A 20341-nucleotide genomic window follows, 5' to 3' on the forward strand; every position below is an offset into this window, starting at 1 on the left:
GTATTTCAAGAAGGAGGGCATGCTATGTCTATTGAACTCCTGTATCGTCTTCAGGAGCTGGAAATCAAGGAAGGTGAAGTCAGGCAGCTCATCAAAACGCTTCCTCAGTTTAAAGAGCTCAAGCTTTTAAAAGAAAAATTTTCCCTCACTCAAAAGAAACTGGAAGAAAAAAGAGCATTTCATCAAGACCTATCCCGGAGACTAAAAAAGACGGAAGACCGGATTGGCGTGATGGAGGTCAAGCTGAAAGAATTGGATAAGTTGCTTTATGCGGGGTCCATCAATAACCCGAAAGAACTGGAGAGCCTGGAGCACCAGATGAAGGCTCTCAAGGATCAGATCTCCCAAATCAGCGATGAAATTATCAAGCTCATGGAAGAAAAAGAACAAATAGACAGGGAATTAACCCAAATCGAAAAAGAGATGCAGGTCCAGTATCAGGATTTTAATAAGCTGAAACTCCAGTATAACCGGAAAAAAATCAATTTGGAGCAGGATCTGGCAGGCATTGTGGAGGATCAGGAAAAGGTTTCCGCCTTGATTGATGAAAAGTGGATGAGTTGGTATCGGGAAAAAAGAGACAAGTTTTCCGGTACCCCTGTGGGCAGAATTATGGAGAATCATGCCTGCAGCGGGTGCAGAACGGCTCTTCCTGTCATCATTGTGAAAGAGGCCCGGGCAAATCCCGGCTATGTATTCTGTGAAAAATGCGGTAGGATGCTGTTCGCCTCCAGTATTTGACAAAGATCATCTCTTGCATTTTTCTTCAGGGAATGATACAATAACACTCCAGGTTAATAGAAGGGCAATTGAGTAAATTGAGTGATCGCGGGCAGAGTACCGAAAGGTTCTGTCTGAGGAAAGTCCGAGCTCCATCGGGCAGGGTGCTGGCTAACGGCCAGTGAGGGTGACCTTAAGGAAAGTGCCACAGACATGCAGACCGCCTAAGACGGCATGTGCCGGACGGCAAGGATGGAACGGTGCGGTAAGAGCGCACCAGCAGCCAGGTGACTGGCTGGCTAGGTAAACCCCACCTGGAGCAAGACCGAATAGGGGAACAATGGGGCGGCCCGTCCTGTTCCCGGGTAAGGTTGCTAGAGGTGTCAGGCAACTGGCATCCCAGAGAGATGATCACTTTCAACAAAACTCGGCTTATAGATTTGCTCAATTGCCCTTTTATCTGATTAACCGGGTTATTTGGAGTCTGATGGGTCCTATTAGGGGCCCATAATTTTTTTATCCAAGAATGGGTGATTCCAGGTGAATCACTTATTCTTTATGTGGATTAATCTATCTATTTCTCTCCAATTTAGGGGAAGTTGCACAGTAAATTCGGTTCCAACACCGAGTTCGCTTTTACAAGTGATGCTGCCTCCATGCAATGCGACGATCTTTTGCGCCAATGTCAGTCCCAAGCCGTTGCCTATGGTGGCATGGGAAGTATCCGACTGATAGAATTTATCGAATATGCGTGATAGGTTATCGTTGCTGATTCCACAGCCGCTGTCGCGCAAGAAGAACTCTGCGTAGTTATCAATCCGTTTTAATACAATGCTGATCGTTCCGCTTTCTGGGGTAAATTTTATCGCATTGTCGAGAAGATTCAGCCAAACCTGATTCAGCAGTTCTTCGTTGCCGACATAGGATATATCCTGAATATCAATGGATAATAAAATCTTTTTTTGTTCCCATTTTGATTCGAGTACGAGGATACAGCGCCGTACCTGCTCACTGAGGTCAAAGGAGTGCTTTTCAGAAAGAATGGTTTGATTTTCTACTTTGGACAGATTTAGTACGTTTGTAGCAAGCGATGCCAGCCTACTGGATTCACTGATGACGATATCAAGGTATTCATTTCTTTCTTCCGCAGTCAGATCCTCGTATTTAAGCATCTGGGCAAAACCTTTGATAGATACAATAGGTGTTTTAAATTCATGAGAAAAATTGTTGATAAAGTCAGTGCGCAACAGCTCAATCCCGCCAAGCTCCACCGCCATGCGATTGAAACTCTCGCCTAGTTTCCTGAATTCCAAGGGATGGGTGATGTTAAGCCGTGTGGAGAATTCACCGTTTGCAAGTTTATTGGTGGCCGAAATCACTTCTCGTATGGGTTTCAACGAGAAACGTCCCATAACAAGGGAAACTATGGTACCAACAATGGTGCTTGATATCAGCAGAATAAGTACTGGAACAAAGGGTCCATAATGACCAAATCTATTTGGATGCCCTGATGCGATCACTAAAAAGCTGATGGCGGCCACAATCAGCGCCGTTATTAGAAAAATAAAGAATACGACAAGGGAAAACAGTAAGGACAAGCCTATCCGCTCGCGAAGTTCGGATTTCATAATTTCTTCACCGCCTTGTAGCCAAGTCCACGCACCGAAACTAGTTCGAATTCAGGGTAATCATCAAAGCGCTTGCGCAGTCGATTAATATGAACATTGACGGTGGTGTCCGTACTCTCGGATTCCATACCCCATATCTCATCCATAAGCTGGATACGGGTGAAAATTCGATCGGGGTAAGACAGAAGTTTATAAAGCAGATAAAATTCTTTTTGCGGAAGGGTCTGCTTATCCTTTCCCCGTGTAACGGTTAGAGCATTATAATCAAGGATCACCTCTCCGATGACGAGCCTGTGTTCATTCACAATTTGAGATCGTCTAAGCAGTGCTTTTATGCGCAGAAGCATTTCTTCGGTATCAACGGGCTTTGTCATGTAGTCGTCTGTGCCTACAAGAAAGCCCTTCTTTTTGTCAACCGGGAGTTGCTTTGCCGTAGTCATGAGGATTGGCGTCATGTAACCGCTTTCGCGCAGTTCTTTTGTAAATTCGTAGCCGTCCATGCCAGGCATCATAATATCTAAAACGATCAGGTCAATATGTTGCGTATCCATGGCATCAAGTGCCGTAATCCCGTTCTCGGCGGTATACACGGAGTACCCGTCTCTTTTTAATACGGCCTCCATCAGCTTTCTGGTGTTTTTGTCATCCTCTACGACTAATATGTTGAACATTAGCTATCGCCTCCGTAGGTATAGTATACGCCGAAAGATAAAGTGAAAGTAAATTTTTCAGTTTATTTTGGGTTAATAATCGGATTGTAAGATAAATTCGTTACATGAGAAATATGCTAACGAAGCATCAAGGAAAGGATGATATAGATGACATCAAAGCAACCAGAAAAAGAAAATGAGGATTTTCCTGGAATAGCCCCAAAACCGGTTGCGCACCAAGCAGATTCGGCACAATATGAAATTGAACCAGATAATTATCAATTTCCTGATATGGAAAATATTGACAGAGGGGCAAGAAGAAAAAAAACAATTATCATTACTGGGGTAGTCCTTTTACTAATAATGTCAGTCTTTGTAGTTACAAAAATTATGCATGGAAATAAAGATTTAGCATCAAATAGCAATTTTACAACCTATGAGGTTAAGCGGAGGAACATTACAGTTACCCTTAGCGGAAGTGGAACGCTTCAGCCTGCCGACTCTTATACTATTAAATCTCTGGTGGACGGAGATATCATCCGTTCCCCATTTGAGGAAGGACAGGTTGTCAAAAAGGATACATTGCTCTATAAAGTGGATAGTTCTGATGTGTCCACCAGCATTGAACAAGCGGAGAATTCTTTAGCCCAGAGCCGGAATAACTATAACTATAAACTTAAAAGTCGGGATGATTTGAATATAAAATCCACCACAGATGGTACTATTACCGAATTTGACGTAGAAACTGGCGACACAGTAAAATCAGGGCAAACCATTGCCGTAATCCGTAACATTAATGTTATGAGTATTACTTTGCCTTTCGTATCCTCATTTGCCGCCGATTTTCAGATTGGTCAAAGTGCCTCTGTTTTGTTGAATGATATAGGTGTAACCCTGAATGGCAAAATATCGAAAATCGGCGTAGAAAAAGCCGTTGCCGAGAATGCAATTGTCAGAGATGTGACAATTGACGTTGTGAATCCAGGCGCATTATCCAGTTCTCAAACCGCATCAGCCACGGTTGGGGACATAGCAAGCATCGATGAAGGTACTTTTAATTATAAGGATGAGGCAACGATAACCGCTGACGTTTCCGGCAAGGTCGCAGAAATAAAGGCAAGAGAAGGAGACAAGGTTGTAAAAAACCAGGTGATTGTCGTCGTGTCAAGCGATACTATGGCTGAGGATATTGACAATGCTGCCAGCTCTCTTAAGGATACGGAGCTTTCATTACAAAACGCGAGGAATAAACTGGATAATTATTCTATAACCTCCCCTATTGCAGGAACTATTGTAGAAAAGAATTGTAAAGAAGGGGATACCCTGGAAGCCGGGGATACCCTTTGCACAATATTTGACCTTTCGTATCTCAAGCTTGTCCTGAATGTTGACGAACTGGATATCGGTAAGGTTAAAACAGGACAGACTGTAAAAATTACGGCAAACAACGCTGAGGGCACGGAGTATAACGGAATTGTTACGAAGGTAAATATAAATGGAACTACGGTAAATGGAGTTACTTCTTATCCTGTGACGATAAGAATTGATCATGCCGCTGATTTACTGCCAGGTATGAATGTGGACGCAAAAATCCAGGTGGAATCCCTGGAAAATGTTCTTTCCATTCCGGCCGGAGTTGTGGCGAGAAACGGACAGGTACTTGTGAAAACAGGCGAATCGGCTTCGGGTACAAATAAGGCCGATGCCAAAATACCCGCCGGCTACGCATATAAAAAAGTCAATTTAGGAGGCAGTAATGAGGAATATATTGAAATTGTGGATGGTTTAAAGGAAGGCGATATTGTTGCCGAAATAAAAGAATCTTCCACTTCGTCTCAAATGTTCGGAGCTCCCCCAGGAGGTCCGGAAGGATCGCCTCCTCAGGGTGGTGTATCTGCTCAAGAAAACGGGGGTGCTGCCAATTGACACCTTTGATAGAATTTAGAAACCTCTGCAAATTATATATCATGGGAGATAGTATTGTTCGTGCCGTTGATGGCATTTCAATGAAAATATGCAAGGGAGAATTTGTTGCCATCGTCGGGCAGTCTGGTTCCGGGAAATCAACATGTATGAACATCATCGGCTGCCTTGATGTTCCAACATCAGGCCAGTATTTACTGGGTTCGAAGGATGTGGGCAAAATGAATGACGATGCCCTTGCAGAAATCCGTAACAAAATGGTGGGATTTATATTCCAACAGTACAATCTTTTGCCCAAATTGACGGCGCAGGAAAATGTAGAAGTGCCGATGATGTATGCCGGCGTTCCTAAAAAAATTCGTCATGCGCGTTCCAAAATTGTGCTGGAACGCGTTGGCCTGTTAAACAAAATGAAGCACCTACCCAACCAACTTTCCGGCGGACAGCAGCAGCGTGTTTCCATTGCCCGCGCGCTGGCCGGAAATCCGTCTGTTATTCTTGCGGATGAACCCACCGGAGCATTGGACTCAAAAACAGGCCGTGAGGTGATGCAATTTCTCAAGGACTTACACAAGGATGGAAATACCGTCGTATTGATTACGCATGATAATGCTATTGCGGCCCAAGCGGATAGAATTATACGCCTTGAGGACGGAAAGATAGTTTACGACGGTCCCTCCTCAGGAGTAAAGGATTCCGTGGCCACAGCAGATAATGAGGAGGCCGAAACAGCATGAACTTTGCTGAGACTTTTCAATTGGCAATAAAAAACATTCTCTCAAGCAAGGTGCGTTCCCTGTTGACCATGCTGGGTATCATTATAGGTGTTGCCGCTGTTATTGTTATTGTTGGAATGGGCAATGGCATGGAGAATTATATGACTTCGCAATTCCAGAGTATGGGTACAAATCTGCTCACGGTAAATATTATGGGAACAGGTTCTTCACATAACATCTCAGTAGATGATATGTATGCTCTGGCAGAGAAGAATCCCCAATATCTGACGGATGTTTCACCGACGGTTACGGTAAAAGGAAGTGTTAAAATCGGTAGCGAAACCCTGGATAAAACAAGTGTCACAGGTGTGGGCGAAACCTATGATGCCATGAAACAATATGATATTCAAGAAGGACGCTTCATCCAGTATGTTGATATTTTGAATCGCAACAAGGTTTGTGCTGTGGGCAGCTATATAGCCGATGACTGGTTCAACGGAAATGCTGTGGGAAAAAGCCTGAAGATCAATGGAAACACCTTCACGATTGTCGGGGTGATGGCGGAGGAATCTGAAAGTGAAGAAGGCGGAACCGATGATACGGTATATTTACCTTACACTACAGCAGCTATATTAGCATCAACTGGAACAATATCCAGCTATACCTTTGAGATGACATCCGAGGACAATGTATCGGACACAAAAGCCATTATCGAAGATGCCCTGTATGATGTTTACAGAACAGATGATGCTTATTCGATCATAAGTATGTCCGAGATGATGGATATGATGAGCAGTATGATCAATATCGTGGTAACAGTTTTGGCGGCAATTGCAGCAATATCTCTTGCAGTCGGCGGCATCGGTATCATGAATATTATGCTCGTATCCGTTTCAGAACGCACAAGAGAAATAGGTATCCGAAAGTCTTTGGGAGCCAAGCAGCGTTTCATTATGCGCCAGTTTGTCATTGAGGCCGCTACTACAAGCGCTTTGGGAGGGATGGCAGGTATAGGCTTTGGTTATATTCTTTCCTTCATTGCCACTGGAGTCATTGCCAAAATGCTTTCCACCGGTATCCAGGTTACACCTTCCCTGGCTTCTGTTCTGGAAGCGTTTACCGTCTCAGTAGCCATAGGTATCATCTTTGGATATCTTCCCGCTAAGAAGGCGGCTCGACTGAACCCTATTGACGCGCTTCATCATGAATAGTGAAGTGTGCCATAAAATAACTTTCATGTAGACAGAAAAAAATACCAATAGTATAATAAAATTAAATAATCGTTTAATTGAAATCTGTTTATTTAAAAAGGAGAAGAGTTTTTTGACGAAAGAAATACTTCATGAAAAATCAGCAGCACAACATATTATGGATACTGCTGGTCCTCTATTTGCCATAAGGGGTTATACCGGAGTATCCGTAAAAGAACTGGCCAAGGCGGCGGGAGTCAATAATGCCCTTATTTCTTATTATTTTGGAGGTAAAAAAGAATTATACGCAAAAATTCTATCAACTCAATTAGAAGTTCTGGAGTCTGTTATAAGCGAGATCAAACAGGGGAACCTTTCTCCAATAAAAGAGATCCATTTTTTTGCAGAGCGGATCATTATCATGCACAAAAGATATCCATATTTGATTCGACTCGTTATGAGTGAAATTATCAACCCAACAGACTGTTATGAGAGCATTGTAAAAAAAGAAATTGAAAAGATGAATTTTTTTCTCAGAACTTGCATACAAAGAGGAATAGATGGGGGAGATTTTAAGCCAGATATTGACCCTGCAGTTGTTGCCATTAATTTAGTCGGCATGATTGATTTTTATTTTATGGCCGGACCTCTCAGTCAGGAATTATTGACTAGAAAAGACAACCAGGTCGAAGGCTACATCAAACAGTCGATTGATAATTATCTACAAGGCATTATGAGCACGAAGTAATTATTTTTTTCAACAATTTTAAATAAATGTTTAATTAAAAAAGACTAAGATTTTTTTGCAAAAAATATAAGTATTTTTTATATATTTAAATAAATGTTTAATTAAGGAGAGGGTCTAAAATGAATTTTTGGAGAAGGATACAATTTTTACTTGTGCTGGGGCTAGTTGTGGTTTGCCTTTCAACGTTGGTAGTAATAAGGATCAATTCAAAAACAGAAAAGATGGTGTTACCCCCTCCCCTTGTAAAAACACTCCATATTACCGCAGCCGATAAAGACTCGGAATATTCCTATTCCGGGGAGGTTCGATCGCGTTATGAAAGCATATTGGCATTTCAAGTAGGAGGCAAGATTATCAAGAAAAATGTGGAAGTGGGCGACACGGTAAAGCAGGGAACGGTTTTAATGGAACTGGATGCCAGAGATATAGAACAGGCAGTAAAGAATTCGGCAAATTTGGTATCATCTGCTGAGTCAAAGTATAAACTTGCCCAAGATAATTTAAAGCGGATCGAACAACTTTATCAGGACCAAGTTATAACCCAGGCGGATTATGATACCTATGAAAATTCATATGAAACGTCAAAAGCAGCTTTGGAGCAGGCAAACGCATTGTATACGCAAAGTATTAATCAACTGGGGTATTGTAAATTGCATGCAGATAAATCTGGCGTTATTGGTAGCATTGACGCCGAGGAAGGGCAGATTGTCGCGGCTGGGCAGAAGATAGTTACTCTTGTACAGAATAAAGAATTAGAAGTGGAAATTAATGTGCCTGAGAACAGAATTGTCAAAGTAAAAAAAGCGAAAGAAATTACAGTAGGTTTTTGGGCTTTGCCAGATGTCAAAATCAAAGGGGTCCTGGGGGAGGTTTCTCCCCTAGCCGATACGTCGTCCCGTACCTACAAAGTTAGAATAGGACTGGTAGATCCCTCGCCAAATATTCAACTCGGGATGTCTTCGACTGTTTGGATCAATGAGAATGATCATTCGAATGAAAGAATATGGATCCCTCTTGGGGCAGTTTATCAGCAAGGGTCATCCCCTGCCGTCTGGATTGTGAAAGAAAACGCGGTCAGCTTAAAAAACATCACAATAGGAGACTTCAGCGGCGACCAGGTAGCTGTAAGCACCGGATTAAAAGAGGGAGACGTGATTGTAACTGCCGGTGTGAATCGTCTGCGCGAGGGTCAGGACGTTAGGGTCGGAGGTGAAAATTAGTGAATCGGTTTAATCTGACTGAATGGTGTCTTAACCGCAAACAACTGGTGTATTTTTTTGCGGCTATCATAATTATGGCAGGAGTTTTCGTTTATCCCCGTCTCGGCAGAATGGAGGACCCGGAGTTTACCATCCGTGAAATGTATCTGACTGTAGCCTGGCCGGGGGCGACGGCAAGTCAGGTCGAACAGCAGATTACCGATAAATTAGAAAGAAAACTGCAGGACATTCCCAATAAGGATTATATAAAAAGCTATTCCATGCCGGGAAAGGCAATCATCTTTATTGACTTAAAAGATGAAGTTGCTCCGGAAAATATTAGAGATAGCTGGGTCGAAGTACGTAATGTAATTACCGATGTGAAAAACACCTTGCCCTCCAATATTCAGGGTCCTATTTTTAATGACCGTTATGATGATGTGTTCGGGTGTATTTATGCATTGACAGCCGATGGCTATACATATGAAGAAATGCGGGAAGAAGCAGAGAATATACGAAGAACACTATTAGATGTAAAAGATGTTAAAAAAGTGGAGTTGATTGGTGTTCAAGCGGAAAAGATATATATTCAGATCGAAAACACGAAAATGGCAAAGCTGGGCATCAGCCCAAGTACCCTCTACAGTACCTTGGGGGCGCAGAATGCTGTTGTACCCGCAGGGATGATTGATACTTCTGCGGATAACGTCTATCTTCGCGTCAGCGGTACATTTGATGATGTCGACAAAATCTCTGAATTACCGATCAAAGCGGGAAATCAAACCTTCCGCTTGGGAGATATCGCTAAAATTACCCGCAGTTATTCAGACCCGGCTGATCCCAAAATGTTTTATAATGGAGAACCTGCGATAGGAATTGCCGTATCGATGGAAAAAGGCGGAAATGTGATAAATCTGGGTAAAAACCTTGATCAGGCATTACTGCAAATTAGAAAGGATTTACCTCTAGGCCTGACTATCGATCAGGTTGCAAGTCAACCCGCTGCCGTTCAAGACTCAATTAATGATTTCTTAGAAACATTTATTCTGGCGTTGGCTATCGTACTGTTAATAAGTTTTCTAAGCCTGGGATTGCGGACGGGAGTTGTGGTAGCCCTATCCATTCCTCTGGTTATTGCGGGCGTGTTCTGTGGGATGTATTTCCTGGGGATCCCCCTTCACAAGGTTTCACTGGGGGCTTTAATTATTGCTCTTGGCTTACTTGTCGATGATGCGATTATCGCGATCGAGATGATGTCGGTAAAACTAGAGCAAGGCTGGGATCGATTTAAGGCCGGATGTTTTGCCTATACTTCAACAGCTTTTCCCATGCTTACAGGAACCCTGATCACCTGCGCGGGATTTACTCCCATCGGCTTTTCAAAAGGACCGGCATCTGAGTATACGGGAAGTGTGTTCAGTGTTGTAACCATCGCATTACTTTTGTCATGGGTCGTGTCGGTCTGTGTTGTTCCCGTGCTGGGATATCATATTATCAAAATAAAGCATACCAAGGAAGAAGACTATGATATCTATGATACCAAGTTTTATCATACATTCAGGAGCATCTTAAACTGGTGCTTAAATCACAGAAAGGTTGTCATCATAGCAACAATAATTGCCTTTTGCCTTTCCGGTTTTTCACTCAAAAATTTTGTTCAGAAAGAATTTTTTCCGGCAGCAACACGACCGGAACTATTAGTCGATATGGTTTTACCCCAGGGGGCTTCTATCGCGGCTACCGAAAAAGAGGCCACTAGATTATCGGAGTATTTAAAAAAAGACAAGGACATTATCAATTATTCCTTTTATGTGGGAAGGGGGGCTCCCCGCTTTGCCTTATCTGTCGAACCCCTTATGCAGAATACCAACTGTGCCCAATTTGTCATCTTGACGGAGGATATTGCAGCCAGAGAAAGAGTAAGTAAAAATATCAATCAATTGTTTAACAACGGGTTTGAAAATGTACAGAGCCACATAAAGGTTATCCAAAATGGGCCTCCGAGCAACTATCCTGTGATGCTTCGTGTTACTGGGTACGATCATGATAAAGTACGTCAAATTGCGGAAAAAGTTAGAGATACTATGGCTGCTGAACCAAACCTGTTTAATATTAATTTTGACTGGTTTGAAAAAACGAAAGAGATGTCTGTTGAGGTGGACCAGGATAAAGCCAGAATCCTTGGCATAGACAGCCAGCAGATTTCCGCGACTCTTCAGGGACAACTGTCCGGCACTAAAGTTTCAGAATTTAGACAAAATGACAAAACTGTAGATATTTTAGTAAAAATGGATTCGGCTGATAGTCACGACCTTGCTTTTGTAAAGAATTTGAATATTCCATTGCCGAACGGAAAATTTATTCCTCTGGATCAAATCGCCAGAATCACTTATGGCGCGGAAGATGGTCTGATCGGAAGAAGAGACCTAAAACCGACCATCACGGTGCAGGCTGAAGTGCTCCCGGGTACAACCGGAAACGATGCGGCCACGAAAATATACAATCAGCTTGAAGCCTTAAGAAAAAGTCTTCCTTTCGGGTACAGCATCGATATCGGGGGCGCTCTGGAAAGGAGCCAGAAGGGTTTTGCACAAGTTCTTAAGATCGTTCCTTTTATGGTGTTTCTCATTGTCGTATTATTGATGTTTCAGTTGCAAAACATGAAGAGAATGGTAATCACGTTGCTGACAGCACCACTTGGCATAATCGGAGTTTCTCCGGTATTACTCCTATTTAAAAGTCCCATGGGTTTTGTTGTTCAATTGGGTATTTTAGCATTGGCGGGCATTATCATAAGAAACTCCGTTATTTTAATTGACCAAATCGACAGACATATAAAAAAGGGAGAGTCCATACGGGACGCCGTTATTGATTCGGCCATCCTAAGATTTCGGCCTATCATGCTAACTGCCATAGCTGCTATCATGGGAATGATCCCGTTAACAAAGAATTCATTTTGGGGGCCGATGGCTGTAGCCCTGAGTGGCGGTTTATTTGTTGCGACTATATTAACCCTGCTTGTACTCCCTGTGATTTACACTGCCTGGTATGGAGTTGAAAAGTCTAATATCCCGGTGGTCAAGATACCGAATGGTCAAATTTCGGATTAGCGGAATATCTGCCCTTTTTACCCTAGTTATAGGGTTACTTGGAGTCTTATGGGTCCTATTGGGGAACCCATAATTTTTTGTCTAAATATGAAGGAAAGGTTATTAATTTTTGATAGGAACCTTGGATATTTAGACCAGGGTTCCTTTGTTTTTTAGATAACTTTTTGGATTAAAAAAATAGATCAGCCGACTGAAGTGAGATAGTTCACTTTAGCCGGCTTTTCTTTTGGTTAAATCCGATTTATGGAAAACAATGAAAATATTTCAATATTGAGGAGGAAAATGGATATTCATGAAGAAAATAACAAAATATTACAATTAAGAAAGAAAATAACACATATAATACGTAATTATAAGATTATCTGTGCTGTGTGTGTTTGAATAAATAATCATATTTTTAAGTTGAATCGGAAGGCAGGCTTTAGAATATGGCCAATAAATTACAAAATAGAACCGGGGTATATCTGTTCTTTTTTCTTTTCTTTTGTATCATATTTTTGATTCTGCGGCAATATGCCGCCGCAAGCACGCATTTATGGCCGCTTGCAGCAGTCCACTTTGACGAGCCTTCTGCGGAAACTCCTACCTTTAAGATGACTGAGGAAGACTTCATTAATGAACAGGATGCTTTGAAGCTCCGCGTCACATTGGCGCATGATAAGCTTTTGGCCTCTTTGCCGGATGCACAGCAGATTTTATTAAAGAATGCTCAATCCGCGTGGCAAAGTTATTATGAAAAATACGCGGGAGTGTTAAAAAATCAGCTCGATGAACCCGTTAAGGTATTTTACGGCATCGAGGGTCAGGAGCGTAAAACTAATATTTATAAGGATATCGTGCTCGCTATTCTGGAACAGCGGGCAACAGATTTGGAGAGTTGGGTTCAGGGACGCTATGTTTATTTAGACCCGGGCGAAGTTAAAGAGACGCAGGAAATGCTTAATGAGGAAAAACGTTTATTATATGCTGATTTTTTGTTAAACAACTCCACCATGGATCGGATTTTCATTGATCCGATGCAAGAAGTCCAAAATTACTGGTATGCTTTCTTACAAAGTAATACACGATTTATCGAAGACGTATTAAAAAACAGCGCATCAGTAAAAATTGCGGAAGAATTGTTGCAGGTCCGGAGGATGCATGACTTAACGCTTCTTCACATAGAAGGCAGCGCGTTTTTTCATCGGGAACGAGAAGAATAGCCTTTGTTGGTATCGCTTAGATTTTAGGAGGTGATATTTGCCAAAGAAGATTGCCACGTGTAGGCTGCGTTTTAGCAGAGATTTGGGGTTTTGTTTCGAAAAAAAAGTAGGGGGGAACGAAACGTACCATGAAGAAAATTGCATTCATTATCTCGGTTGTAGTCTTGGTTTTGATTTTGGGCATGGGCACTGTTTTTGCTGCTAACGATTTTCTTCCCGATGCTGATGACCTGTCGGTTATCCGTATCGTCTATGAGGATGGCGGAACGATCTATCAGGGTGCCCGGGTAACCCTTTTTTCAGATTATTATCTGCCCCGTGCTCTGGGAGACGGCGAAAAGGTTCTCTTCCAGTGGTATGAGAACGATGAAGATTCGGTTGCTGATGGTACTGAGATAGACCATCAAATGGGCAACAACTTTATTGTCGATACATCCAGAACCGGCACATATTATTACTACTATGTTATCACATACCAAATAGACGGAGTTGTTGAGGAAACCGTCACCAGCGATACAATTTGCGTTACTGTGGAAGAAAAAGAGGCAGGGGAGAACCCTCTCTCCACGCTGCTGACACCCGCTGAAGCATCCGGCTGGACAGAAACTACTTCCAGTGCGGATCTCGTAGATTTCTATGAAACAGTTGCAGAGAACAGCGATGATCGCGTCAAGATGTTTAACATGGGCGACACTTATAAGGGCAGGGAGATGCCTTTGGTTATTATGAGCTATCCGGAAGCGCCCGAAAGCCCGGATGAAGTGGACCCGGATAAAGCTGTTGTGCTGGTGAACTGCAATATCCACTCCGGTGAAGTGGAAGGCAAAGAAGCCATGATGATATTTGCCAGGGAAGCGGCTCTGGGTGAGCATGATGATCTTTTGGAAGACCTTGTCATTCTGCTCATACCTAATTTTAATGCCGACGGCAATGACAACCTGGACAAAAGACGCATAAGCACCCAGTATACTCCCAAAATGGTTGGCACCCGCTTCACTGGTGCTGCCCTTAACCCATATATTGAAAGTGTGGGAGCTACTTATAGCGATAACTCTGAGACCCATAATTTTTATAATATAAACAGGGACATGACTAAGCTGGACACGGTAGAAGCCCGTGCAGCGGTTAATGTCATGAATGAATGGGATCCGGTGATCTTTATTGACGCGCATGCTACAAACGGTTCGTATATGCGGCATGCAATTACTTATAACTGGGGCCTGCATCCCAATACCGACCCGGATTTGATGGCATATAACCGGGATGTCTTCTGCAAAAATGCAATTGGGGAAGATTCATATTTATTCGAGGAACAAGGCAAGGTTGCGGTTCCGTATGGGAATTTTTCTTCAAATAACGTAACTAGCCCGTGGACAACCTTTGAAGATTATCCCCGGTATACCACCAACTATGCCGGCTTGCGCAACAGATTAGCGCTTTTGTTGGAGGTATATTCCCATGACCCGTTTCCTGTGCGCGTGGACACCCAATATGCCTGTATTTACGGTTCTTTGCTCGCCGTTCAAGAGGACAAGGATCATATCAAGGACTTGATCGCTCAGGCTGATGCGCGCTCTTTAGCCCGCGCTGTTAACGGCTCTGCTCCCGAAGATAAAGTCGCCTTGAATTCAACTCTGACGTTTTTAGACAATATCACGGTGCTGGGTTATGAGGCCGACCCAGACACGAATAGGGTCATTTCGTTCAATATGATAGATGACGAGGGTGACCGCTGCGGCACTTTATTTGCTGGCCCGGAAGAATATGAAGTGCCTTATAACGGTCAGTTTGTTCCTTCCGGTGAAGAAAATATGGGCGCCTACTATCTGATTGACAGCGATTGCGCAGAAGCCATCCAACTGCTGGATTACCACGGCATCAAATATTCGCGTCTAAGTAAACCTTTGACGATTGCTGCCGGTGGTTTCCAATGGTATGATGTAACAAAAAGAAATCAGAGTGCGGCACCAACCACATCAGGTACCCTGAGGAATTTTTATGAAGGGCATTTAATGAACGCGTTCTCAGGTTCCTGGAAAAATTCTACGGCCCCGCAGATATTCCCGCCAGGGACTTACGTTGTCTCCACAGCCCAGAGCCGCGGCTCCCTGGCAGCCTTGCTGCTGGAACCTGCTTGTGTTGACGGTGCGGTAAGCTGGAATTTCTTTGACGATCATTTTAATGTTAATAATTCTGATATGGTGCGTTCTAACTACCCCTGCACAACTTCTGATTCAGCCCCTCTTACTATCGGCATGCCTATTTTCAAGGTTGCTACTTATGATGAAGCTGAAAAACCGACCATAACCACACAGCCACAGGACCAATCAGTTCGCATCAATGCCGACCTAACCCTTTCTGTTGCAGCAAATGTAACGGACGGCGGTAATTTAAGCTACCAGTGGTATAAAAATAGCACTAGATCGACCGAAGGCGGTGAAGCAATAGACGGCGCGACAAATGATGCCTATTCTCCGCCCACTTCGTCCAGCGGCACAGATTATTACTATGTTGTCGTTACTAATACAAACACTAACCATATTGTGAGTACAGCACAAACCGTAAGCGATATTGCTACAGTGACAGTCAGACGTGCCAGCAGCGGTGGCGGCAGCAGCAGCCCTACCAATTACAATATTACCACCGAAACCGTAAAGAACGGCAAGATTAAAGTGGATAATACAAAAGCAACGGCCGGCAGCAAGGTACACTTCACCGTTACAGCAGATACAGGCTATGAAATAGAGAGTGTAACAGTAACAGATAAAGACGGTGAAGAGGTCGATGTGACAAAAAACAGCGATGGTACTTATAGTTTCACGATGCCCAGCAGTGCTATCACTGTAAGTGCAGTATTTAAAGAAACTGCAGCGCAAGTACCAATGGAACCAGAAGATGTGATGTCTTTTGATGATGTTGGTTCAGGTGATTGGTACAATCAACCGGCCCAATTTGTCTTCTCGAAGAAACTGTTCACGGGCACCACTGAGACCACATTTAGCCCCAATGTGCCTATGACCCGCGGTATGCTGGCAACGGTCTTATGGCGGCTGGCTAATAAACCGGATGTCGGCAAAGTCAGCGTTTTTAATGATGTCAGCACCGGTGCCTATTACGAAAAGGCAGCTGTTTGGGCGGCAGACAATGGTATAGTCTCCGGATATAGTGCTGTGCAATTTGCCCCCGCTGACAATGCAACCCGTGAGCAAATGGCGGTGATCTTATATAACTATGCAAAATACATGGGTTATGATGTAACTGTCACGGCTAGCCTGGATAACTTCATTGACTACGGAAATACATCCTCCTGGGCAACCGAAGCCATGAAATGGGCGGTCGCTGTAGGATTAATAAGTGGCAAAGGGAACGGCATGCTCGATCCAACAGGGAATGTTACCCGGGCTGAAGTTGCAGTGATCCTGATGCGGTTTGTCGAAAATGTGGTAAAGTAATTAATCAAGATTTGTATTAAGCATATTCCCATTGGTAAAAAATTTCTTGTTTACGAAGGACCAAGCAGGGGCAGGTTGGAATATATGCCTGCCCCTGGCTTTCCTCTATATATGTGATGACAATGACAAATGTAGGGTAGCGGAGTGGCGGAACCGGCAGACGCGCACGTTTGCGGGGGAGATACTACATGGTAAGTTTTGAGGAACTATGGTAAATACCATGGTTTTTTTGTTTTTGTAAAACAAAATTTGAATCGTGGCAATAAAAAAATGGGGCAATAGTTAGTCGAATATTCTAAAAGCTAGTAATATATGGGCAAGTTTTTAATGATTTCTTCAATAGCATACCAGTAAAGTATAAATAGTTTCGACAAATATTGACAGTAGATTTTATCTATGAAATAATTGGAAAAGCTAAATAATAGGTCTTTTAATTCTGAACAAGAAAAACTGGTATTTGTAAAAAATTCGCAGGCTTTTCCTTGTAGAAATGACAAAGCCATGGAGATAAAAAGTGAACCAAACAACTAACAGGGAGGGTATAAAATGTTAAAGAAATTTAAAATAGTTAATGATCTGGTTAATAGGACATTTAGGAACAAAAAGATATGTTTAATGCTTCTCGTGATTGTCTTAATATCATTGTCGGGATATTCAAAAAAGGTCGAAGCCGATGACAAAGGTCTGAATGAGCTTAAAGGATATCCGATTGCGTCAGATGTTTTTACGACACATCAAAAGACGGTGATACCTGACGTAACCCGTTGGGCTTTTAATAAGATATTTCCTTATGAGGTCTCAAAATATAAGAAATACGGCTATGGCACCTGGCACTATGGCCCTGGTATCCAGACAATAAAGCGACTGGACTTAATGCCTAGTTCATATACCGGTGCAACTGCAAAAAATACTGCCGGACTTTTGAATTTCTTTACTGTGACTGATATTCATATTACTGATGAGGAAACGCCGGCACAGGCAATTGCCGCAGGCTACAAAGGACAAAATTCATCCGCATATTCTCCTGTTATTATGTATTCAACTCAAGTACTAGATGCAGCTGTCCAGACGATAAACGCCATTCACAAAAAAACTCCTTTTGATTTTGGAATCTTTCTAGGTGATGCCATCAACAATATGCAGTATAACGAATTGAGATGGTATATTGATGTTCTTGATGGCAAAGAGATAAATCCGGACTCAGGAGTCAAGGATGACCCTGTCCCAGGTCCATATAATGATTACCAGGATAAATTCAAGGCGGCAGGCCTAGATAAGACCATTCCCTGGTATCAGACTCTCGGCAATCATGATCAATTACATATGGGCGTCGGCCCGCTGGATGATTACCTTCGCAAGGTTTATGTCGGTGAGGAGATCCTCAACGTTGGAGATATATTTAACGATCCTCTCGGCATGGATAGCCGTGGCACCTATATGGGTTCGATTGACGGTCGGACACGTTACGGTGATGTTATAGGTGTAGGACCTGTCAAGGACTTCAAAACCCCGCCAAGGGTTCTTGCCGCCGATCCAAACCGTTGTCCGCTCACTAGAAATGAGTGGATGAGTGAATTTCTTAAAACAGCTTCAAAACCGGTGGGGCACGGTTTTACGGAGGCCAATATTGACAAAGGTTTTGCATGTTATAGCTTTGAACCGAAGTCAAATATACCCATTAAGGTTATTGTGCTTGATGATAATCAAATGGAGCCTGATTTCGATATTCATGAGCAGGGGTCTCTTGACGAGGAACGTTTTAACTGGCTCGTCAGTGAGCTCGATGAGGGTCAGACGGAAGGTAAGCTTATGATTATCTCTTCGCACATACCGATATATCTTATAGGCGTAAAAGGTCATTCTCCTGTAACCAAGGAGAGATTGATTTCCAAACTGAATACCTATCCAAACCTCATGATGTGGTTATCGGGACATTATCATCAAAATACAGTTACCGCATATAAATCACCTGACGCCAGCCGTCCTGAACTCGGATTCTGGCTGGTTGAAACTTCATCATTAAGAGACTTTCCACAGCAGTTCCGAACTTTCGATATTGTCCGAAACAGCGACAATACTGTATCAATTTTTACGACCAACGTTGATACAGCAGTCAAAAACGGGTCGCTGGCTGCGATATCGCGTTCTTATTCAATCGCGACTCAACAGCTAGTTAAGAATAACCTAAATTATTTGCCATCTGGTTCGTATAATGCAGAGCTTGTTAAACAATTAAGTCCTGATATGCAGGATAAGCTGCGGAAATACGGAACACCTGTATCAAGTAAATTCTAGTTCAGGGACAGTTTTTATTTTTGTGTCGGAGTGGCGGAACTGGCAGACACGCACGTTTGAGGGGCGTGTGGGCAACCATATGGGTTCAAGTTCCGTCTCCCCCAAATTTAACACGAAGAACCGTTGGCAAAATTGGCGGTTCTTTTTATTGAATCCTGCAAATGACTATGACGTGAAGAACCCCGAGAACCTGATGGTTACGGGGCTTTAAAAGGTATGGTTCAATCGAATTGGCACCATTCTAAAATGGTATAGGCTAAAATCTTTGTACTCTGAATGAGATCATTTATGTTGACCCACTCGTTATTGGCGTGCATTTGTTCGGTCATTCCCGGCCCAAAAATGACTGTGGGGGTATTACCGTACTGGTTCATAAAACGAATGTCTGCGGCTCCTTCGCGACCAGTTATAACAGGCTCTTTTTCCATAACTTTGAGAAAATTCCGGCTGAGAGTCTGAACTATGGGGCTGTCTACAGGGATTTCGGATGGTTCGGCAAAGTATCCGGTAAAGATAATCTCAGGAGGATGCTCTTTCAGCCAGGGGTCGCTGGAAACCTTATTGCGGATAAATTCGACGAACTCTGCCTTGACCGCCGCCGAATTCTCTCCGGGAATGGTAGCCATCGATCCTTTCAAAAGGCAGCTGTCCGGGAAGGCACTATGGTAAGAGCCACTTTCGAATACACCCACCATGCAAGGGATGGCGCCTAGAATATCCGGATACAAGGGATGACTTAACCGTTTTACCCTTATCCGTTCGAACTCAGCCACTGCCTGTGTAACTATGTAACCCTTCTCAATTGCGTTAACTCCCTCCCAGCGGCGTTGAATACCAGCAGCCATACCTTGAACCTTGATCTCAAACCAAATGCGTCCGATGGAGCCAGGCTGGACCCGCATGCTGGAAGTTTCACAACAAATTCCGCCATCAGCCTTGTACCCTCTCATTACACAGGCCAGGGTACCATTGCCTGAAAGTTCCTCATCCACCGTGTATTCCAAGATAACGTCTCCCCGAAGCCGGATCCCGGATTCCACAACCGCCTTGACCGCTATTGTCATGGCCGCAAGTCCCGACTTCATGTCCGATGCTCCACGTCCATAAAGACAGCCATCCACAATATCGCCGGACCAGCTGCCATGCTCCCAGCTTTCCTGTGCTCCTGCAGGAATTACGTCCACGTGTCCGTTGAAGAGCAGAGACTTCCCTCCCCCTGATCCCTTAAGGACTCCAACTACGTTAGGCCGGCCTGCATATCCACGTGAAACTTCCACAAAAGCGGGATGTTGCCTTAAAGCATCCAGGGATGGCTCAAAAATATCAACCTGAAGACCCATTTTTTCCAGGTGGTCGGAAATCAACTGTTGTATGGGTCCTTCCTCTCCGGTTACGCTTGGAACACGAATTAGATCCTGGAGAAAGTGCACGACGGTTGTCCGATTTTCTTCGATCCATTTATTTATGCGTTGATTTTTGTCCATAAGTTAGTATCCCCTTCCAAAATA

13 protein-coding genes and 1 other RNA gene are annotated in these 20341 nt (G+C 43.3%); 11 read left to right on the forward strand and 3 right to left on the reverse strand.

The features are described from left to right. The first annotated feature begins 24 nt into the window (after positions 1–24). On the forward strand, positions 25–741 hold the full coding sequence (locus tag DCMF_RS25455) for a zinc ribbon domain-containing protein (RefSeq protein WP_148137032.1): 717 nt from the start codon (positions 25–27) through the stop codon (positions 739–741). Positions 742–810: 69 nt separating this feature from the next. Then, an RNA gene (rnpB, locus tag DCMF_RS25460) (RNase P RNA component class A) lies at positions 811–1171 on the forward strand. 94 nt (positions 1172–1265) lie between these two features. On the opposite strand, the gene DCMF_RS25465 is transcribed toward rnpB, so the two are convergent. Beyond that, entirely contained in the window at positions 1266–2348 is a 1083-nt protein-coding gene (locus tag DCMF_RS25465; protein ID WP_148137033.1) for a sensor histidine kinase, read from the reverse strand. Beyond that, entirely contained in the window at positions 2345–3019 is a 675-nt protein-coding gene (locus DCMF_RS25470) for a response regulator transcription factor (protein ID WP_148137034.1), read from the reverse strand. Before DCMF_RS25470 ends, DCMF_RS25465 begins: the two co-directional genes overlap by 4 nt. 147 nt (positions 3020–3166) lie before the next feature. Between DCMF_RS25470 and DCMF_RS25475 the strand changes: the two genes are divergently transcribed. The 9 genes from DCMF_RS25475 (at position 3167) to DCMF_RS25515 (ending at position 18833) form a co-directional block, all read left to right on the forward strand. Continuing rightward, on the forward strand, positions 3167–4924 hold the full coding sequence (locus DCMF_RS25475; protein ID WP_148137035.1) for an efflux RND transporter periplasmic adaptor subunit: 1758 nt from the start codon (positions 3167–3169) through the stop codon (positions 4922–4924). Beyond that, positions 4921–5658, forward strand: coding sequence for an ABC transporter ATP-binding protein (locus DCMF_RS25480; RefSeq protein ID WP_148137036.1), 738 nt, complete (start codon positions 4921–4923; stop codon positions 5656–5658). Before DCMF_RS25475 ends, DCMF_RS25480 begins: the two co-directional genes overlap by 4 nt. Beyond that, positions 5655–6848, forward strand: coding sequence for an ABC transporter permease (locus DCMF_RS25485; RefSeq protein WP_148137037.1), 1194 nt, complete (start codon positions 5655–5657; stop codon positions 6846–6848). Before DCMF_RS25480 ends, DCMF_RS25485 begins: the two co-directional genes overlap by 4 nt. A 112-nt stretch (positions 6849–6960) precedes the next feature. After that, positions 6961–7575: a TetR/AcrR family transcriptional regulator gene (locus DCMF_RS25490; RefSeq protein WP_148137038.1), complete on the forward strand. Its 615-nt coding sequence runs from the start codon at positions 6961–6963 to the stop codon at positions 7573–7575. 119 nt (positions 7576–7694) lie between these two features. Next, positions 7695–8795 (forward strand): efflux RND transporter periplasmic adaptor subunit, encoded by a 1101-nt coding sequence (locus DCMF_RS25495; protein WP_148137039.1) that lies wholly within the window; start codon positions 7695–7697, stop codon positions 8793–8795. Next, positions 8795–11884 (forward strand): efflux RND transporter permease subunit, encoded by a 3090-nt coding sequence (locus tag DCMF_RS25500; RefSeq protein ID WP_148137040.1) that lies wholly within the window; start codon positions 8795–8797, stop codon positions 11882–11884. Before DCMF_RS25495 ends, DCMF_RS25500 begins: the two co-directional genes overlap by 1 nt. Positions 11885–12312: 428 nt before the next feature. Beyond that, positions 12313–13086, forward strand: a complete 774-nt coding sequence (locus tag DCMF_RS25505; RefSeq protein WP_148137041.1) for a hypothetical protein — start codon at positions 12313–12315, stop codon at positions 13084–13086. A gap of 128 nt (positions 13087–13214) precedes the next feature. After that, entirely contained in the window at positions 13215–16538 is a 3324-nt protein-coding gene (locus DCMF_RS25510) for an S-layer homology domain-containing protein (RefSeq protein WP_148137042.1), read from the forward strand. 546 nt (positions 16539–17084) lie between these two features. Then, a complete protein-coding gene (locus DCMF_RS25515) occupies positions 17085–18833 on the forward strand; it encodes a TIGR03768 family metallophosphoesterase (RefSeq protein ID WP_148137043.1) in 1749 nt (582 codons plus the stop codon). 221 nt (positions 18834–19054) lie between these two features. Here the strand turns inward: DCMF_RS25515 and DCMF_RS25520 are convergent, their stop codons facing one another. Next, positions 19055–20317: an ArgE/DapE family deacylase gene (locus tag DCMF_RS25520; protein WP_148137044.1), complete on the reverse strand. Its 1263-nt coding sequence runs from the start codon at positions 20315–20317 to the stop codon at positions 19055–19057. Positions 20318–20341: the final 24 nt, after the last annotated feature.

Origin of the sequence: Candidatus Formimonas warabiya (assembly GCF_002777255.1) — a bacterium.
GTDB lineage: Bacteria > Bacillota > Dehalobacteriia > Dehalobacteriales > Dehalobacteriaceae > Formimonas > Formimonas warabiya.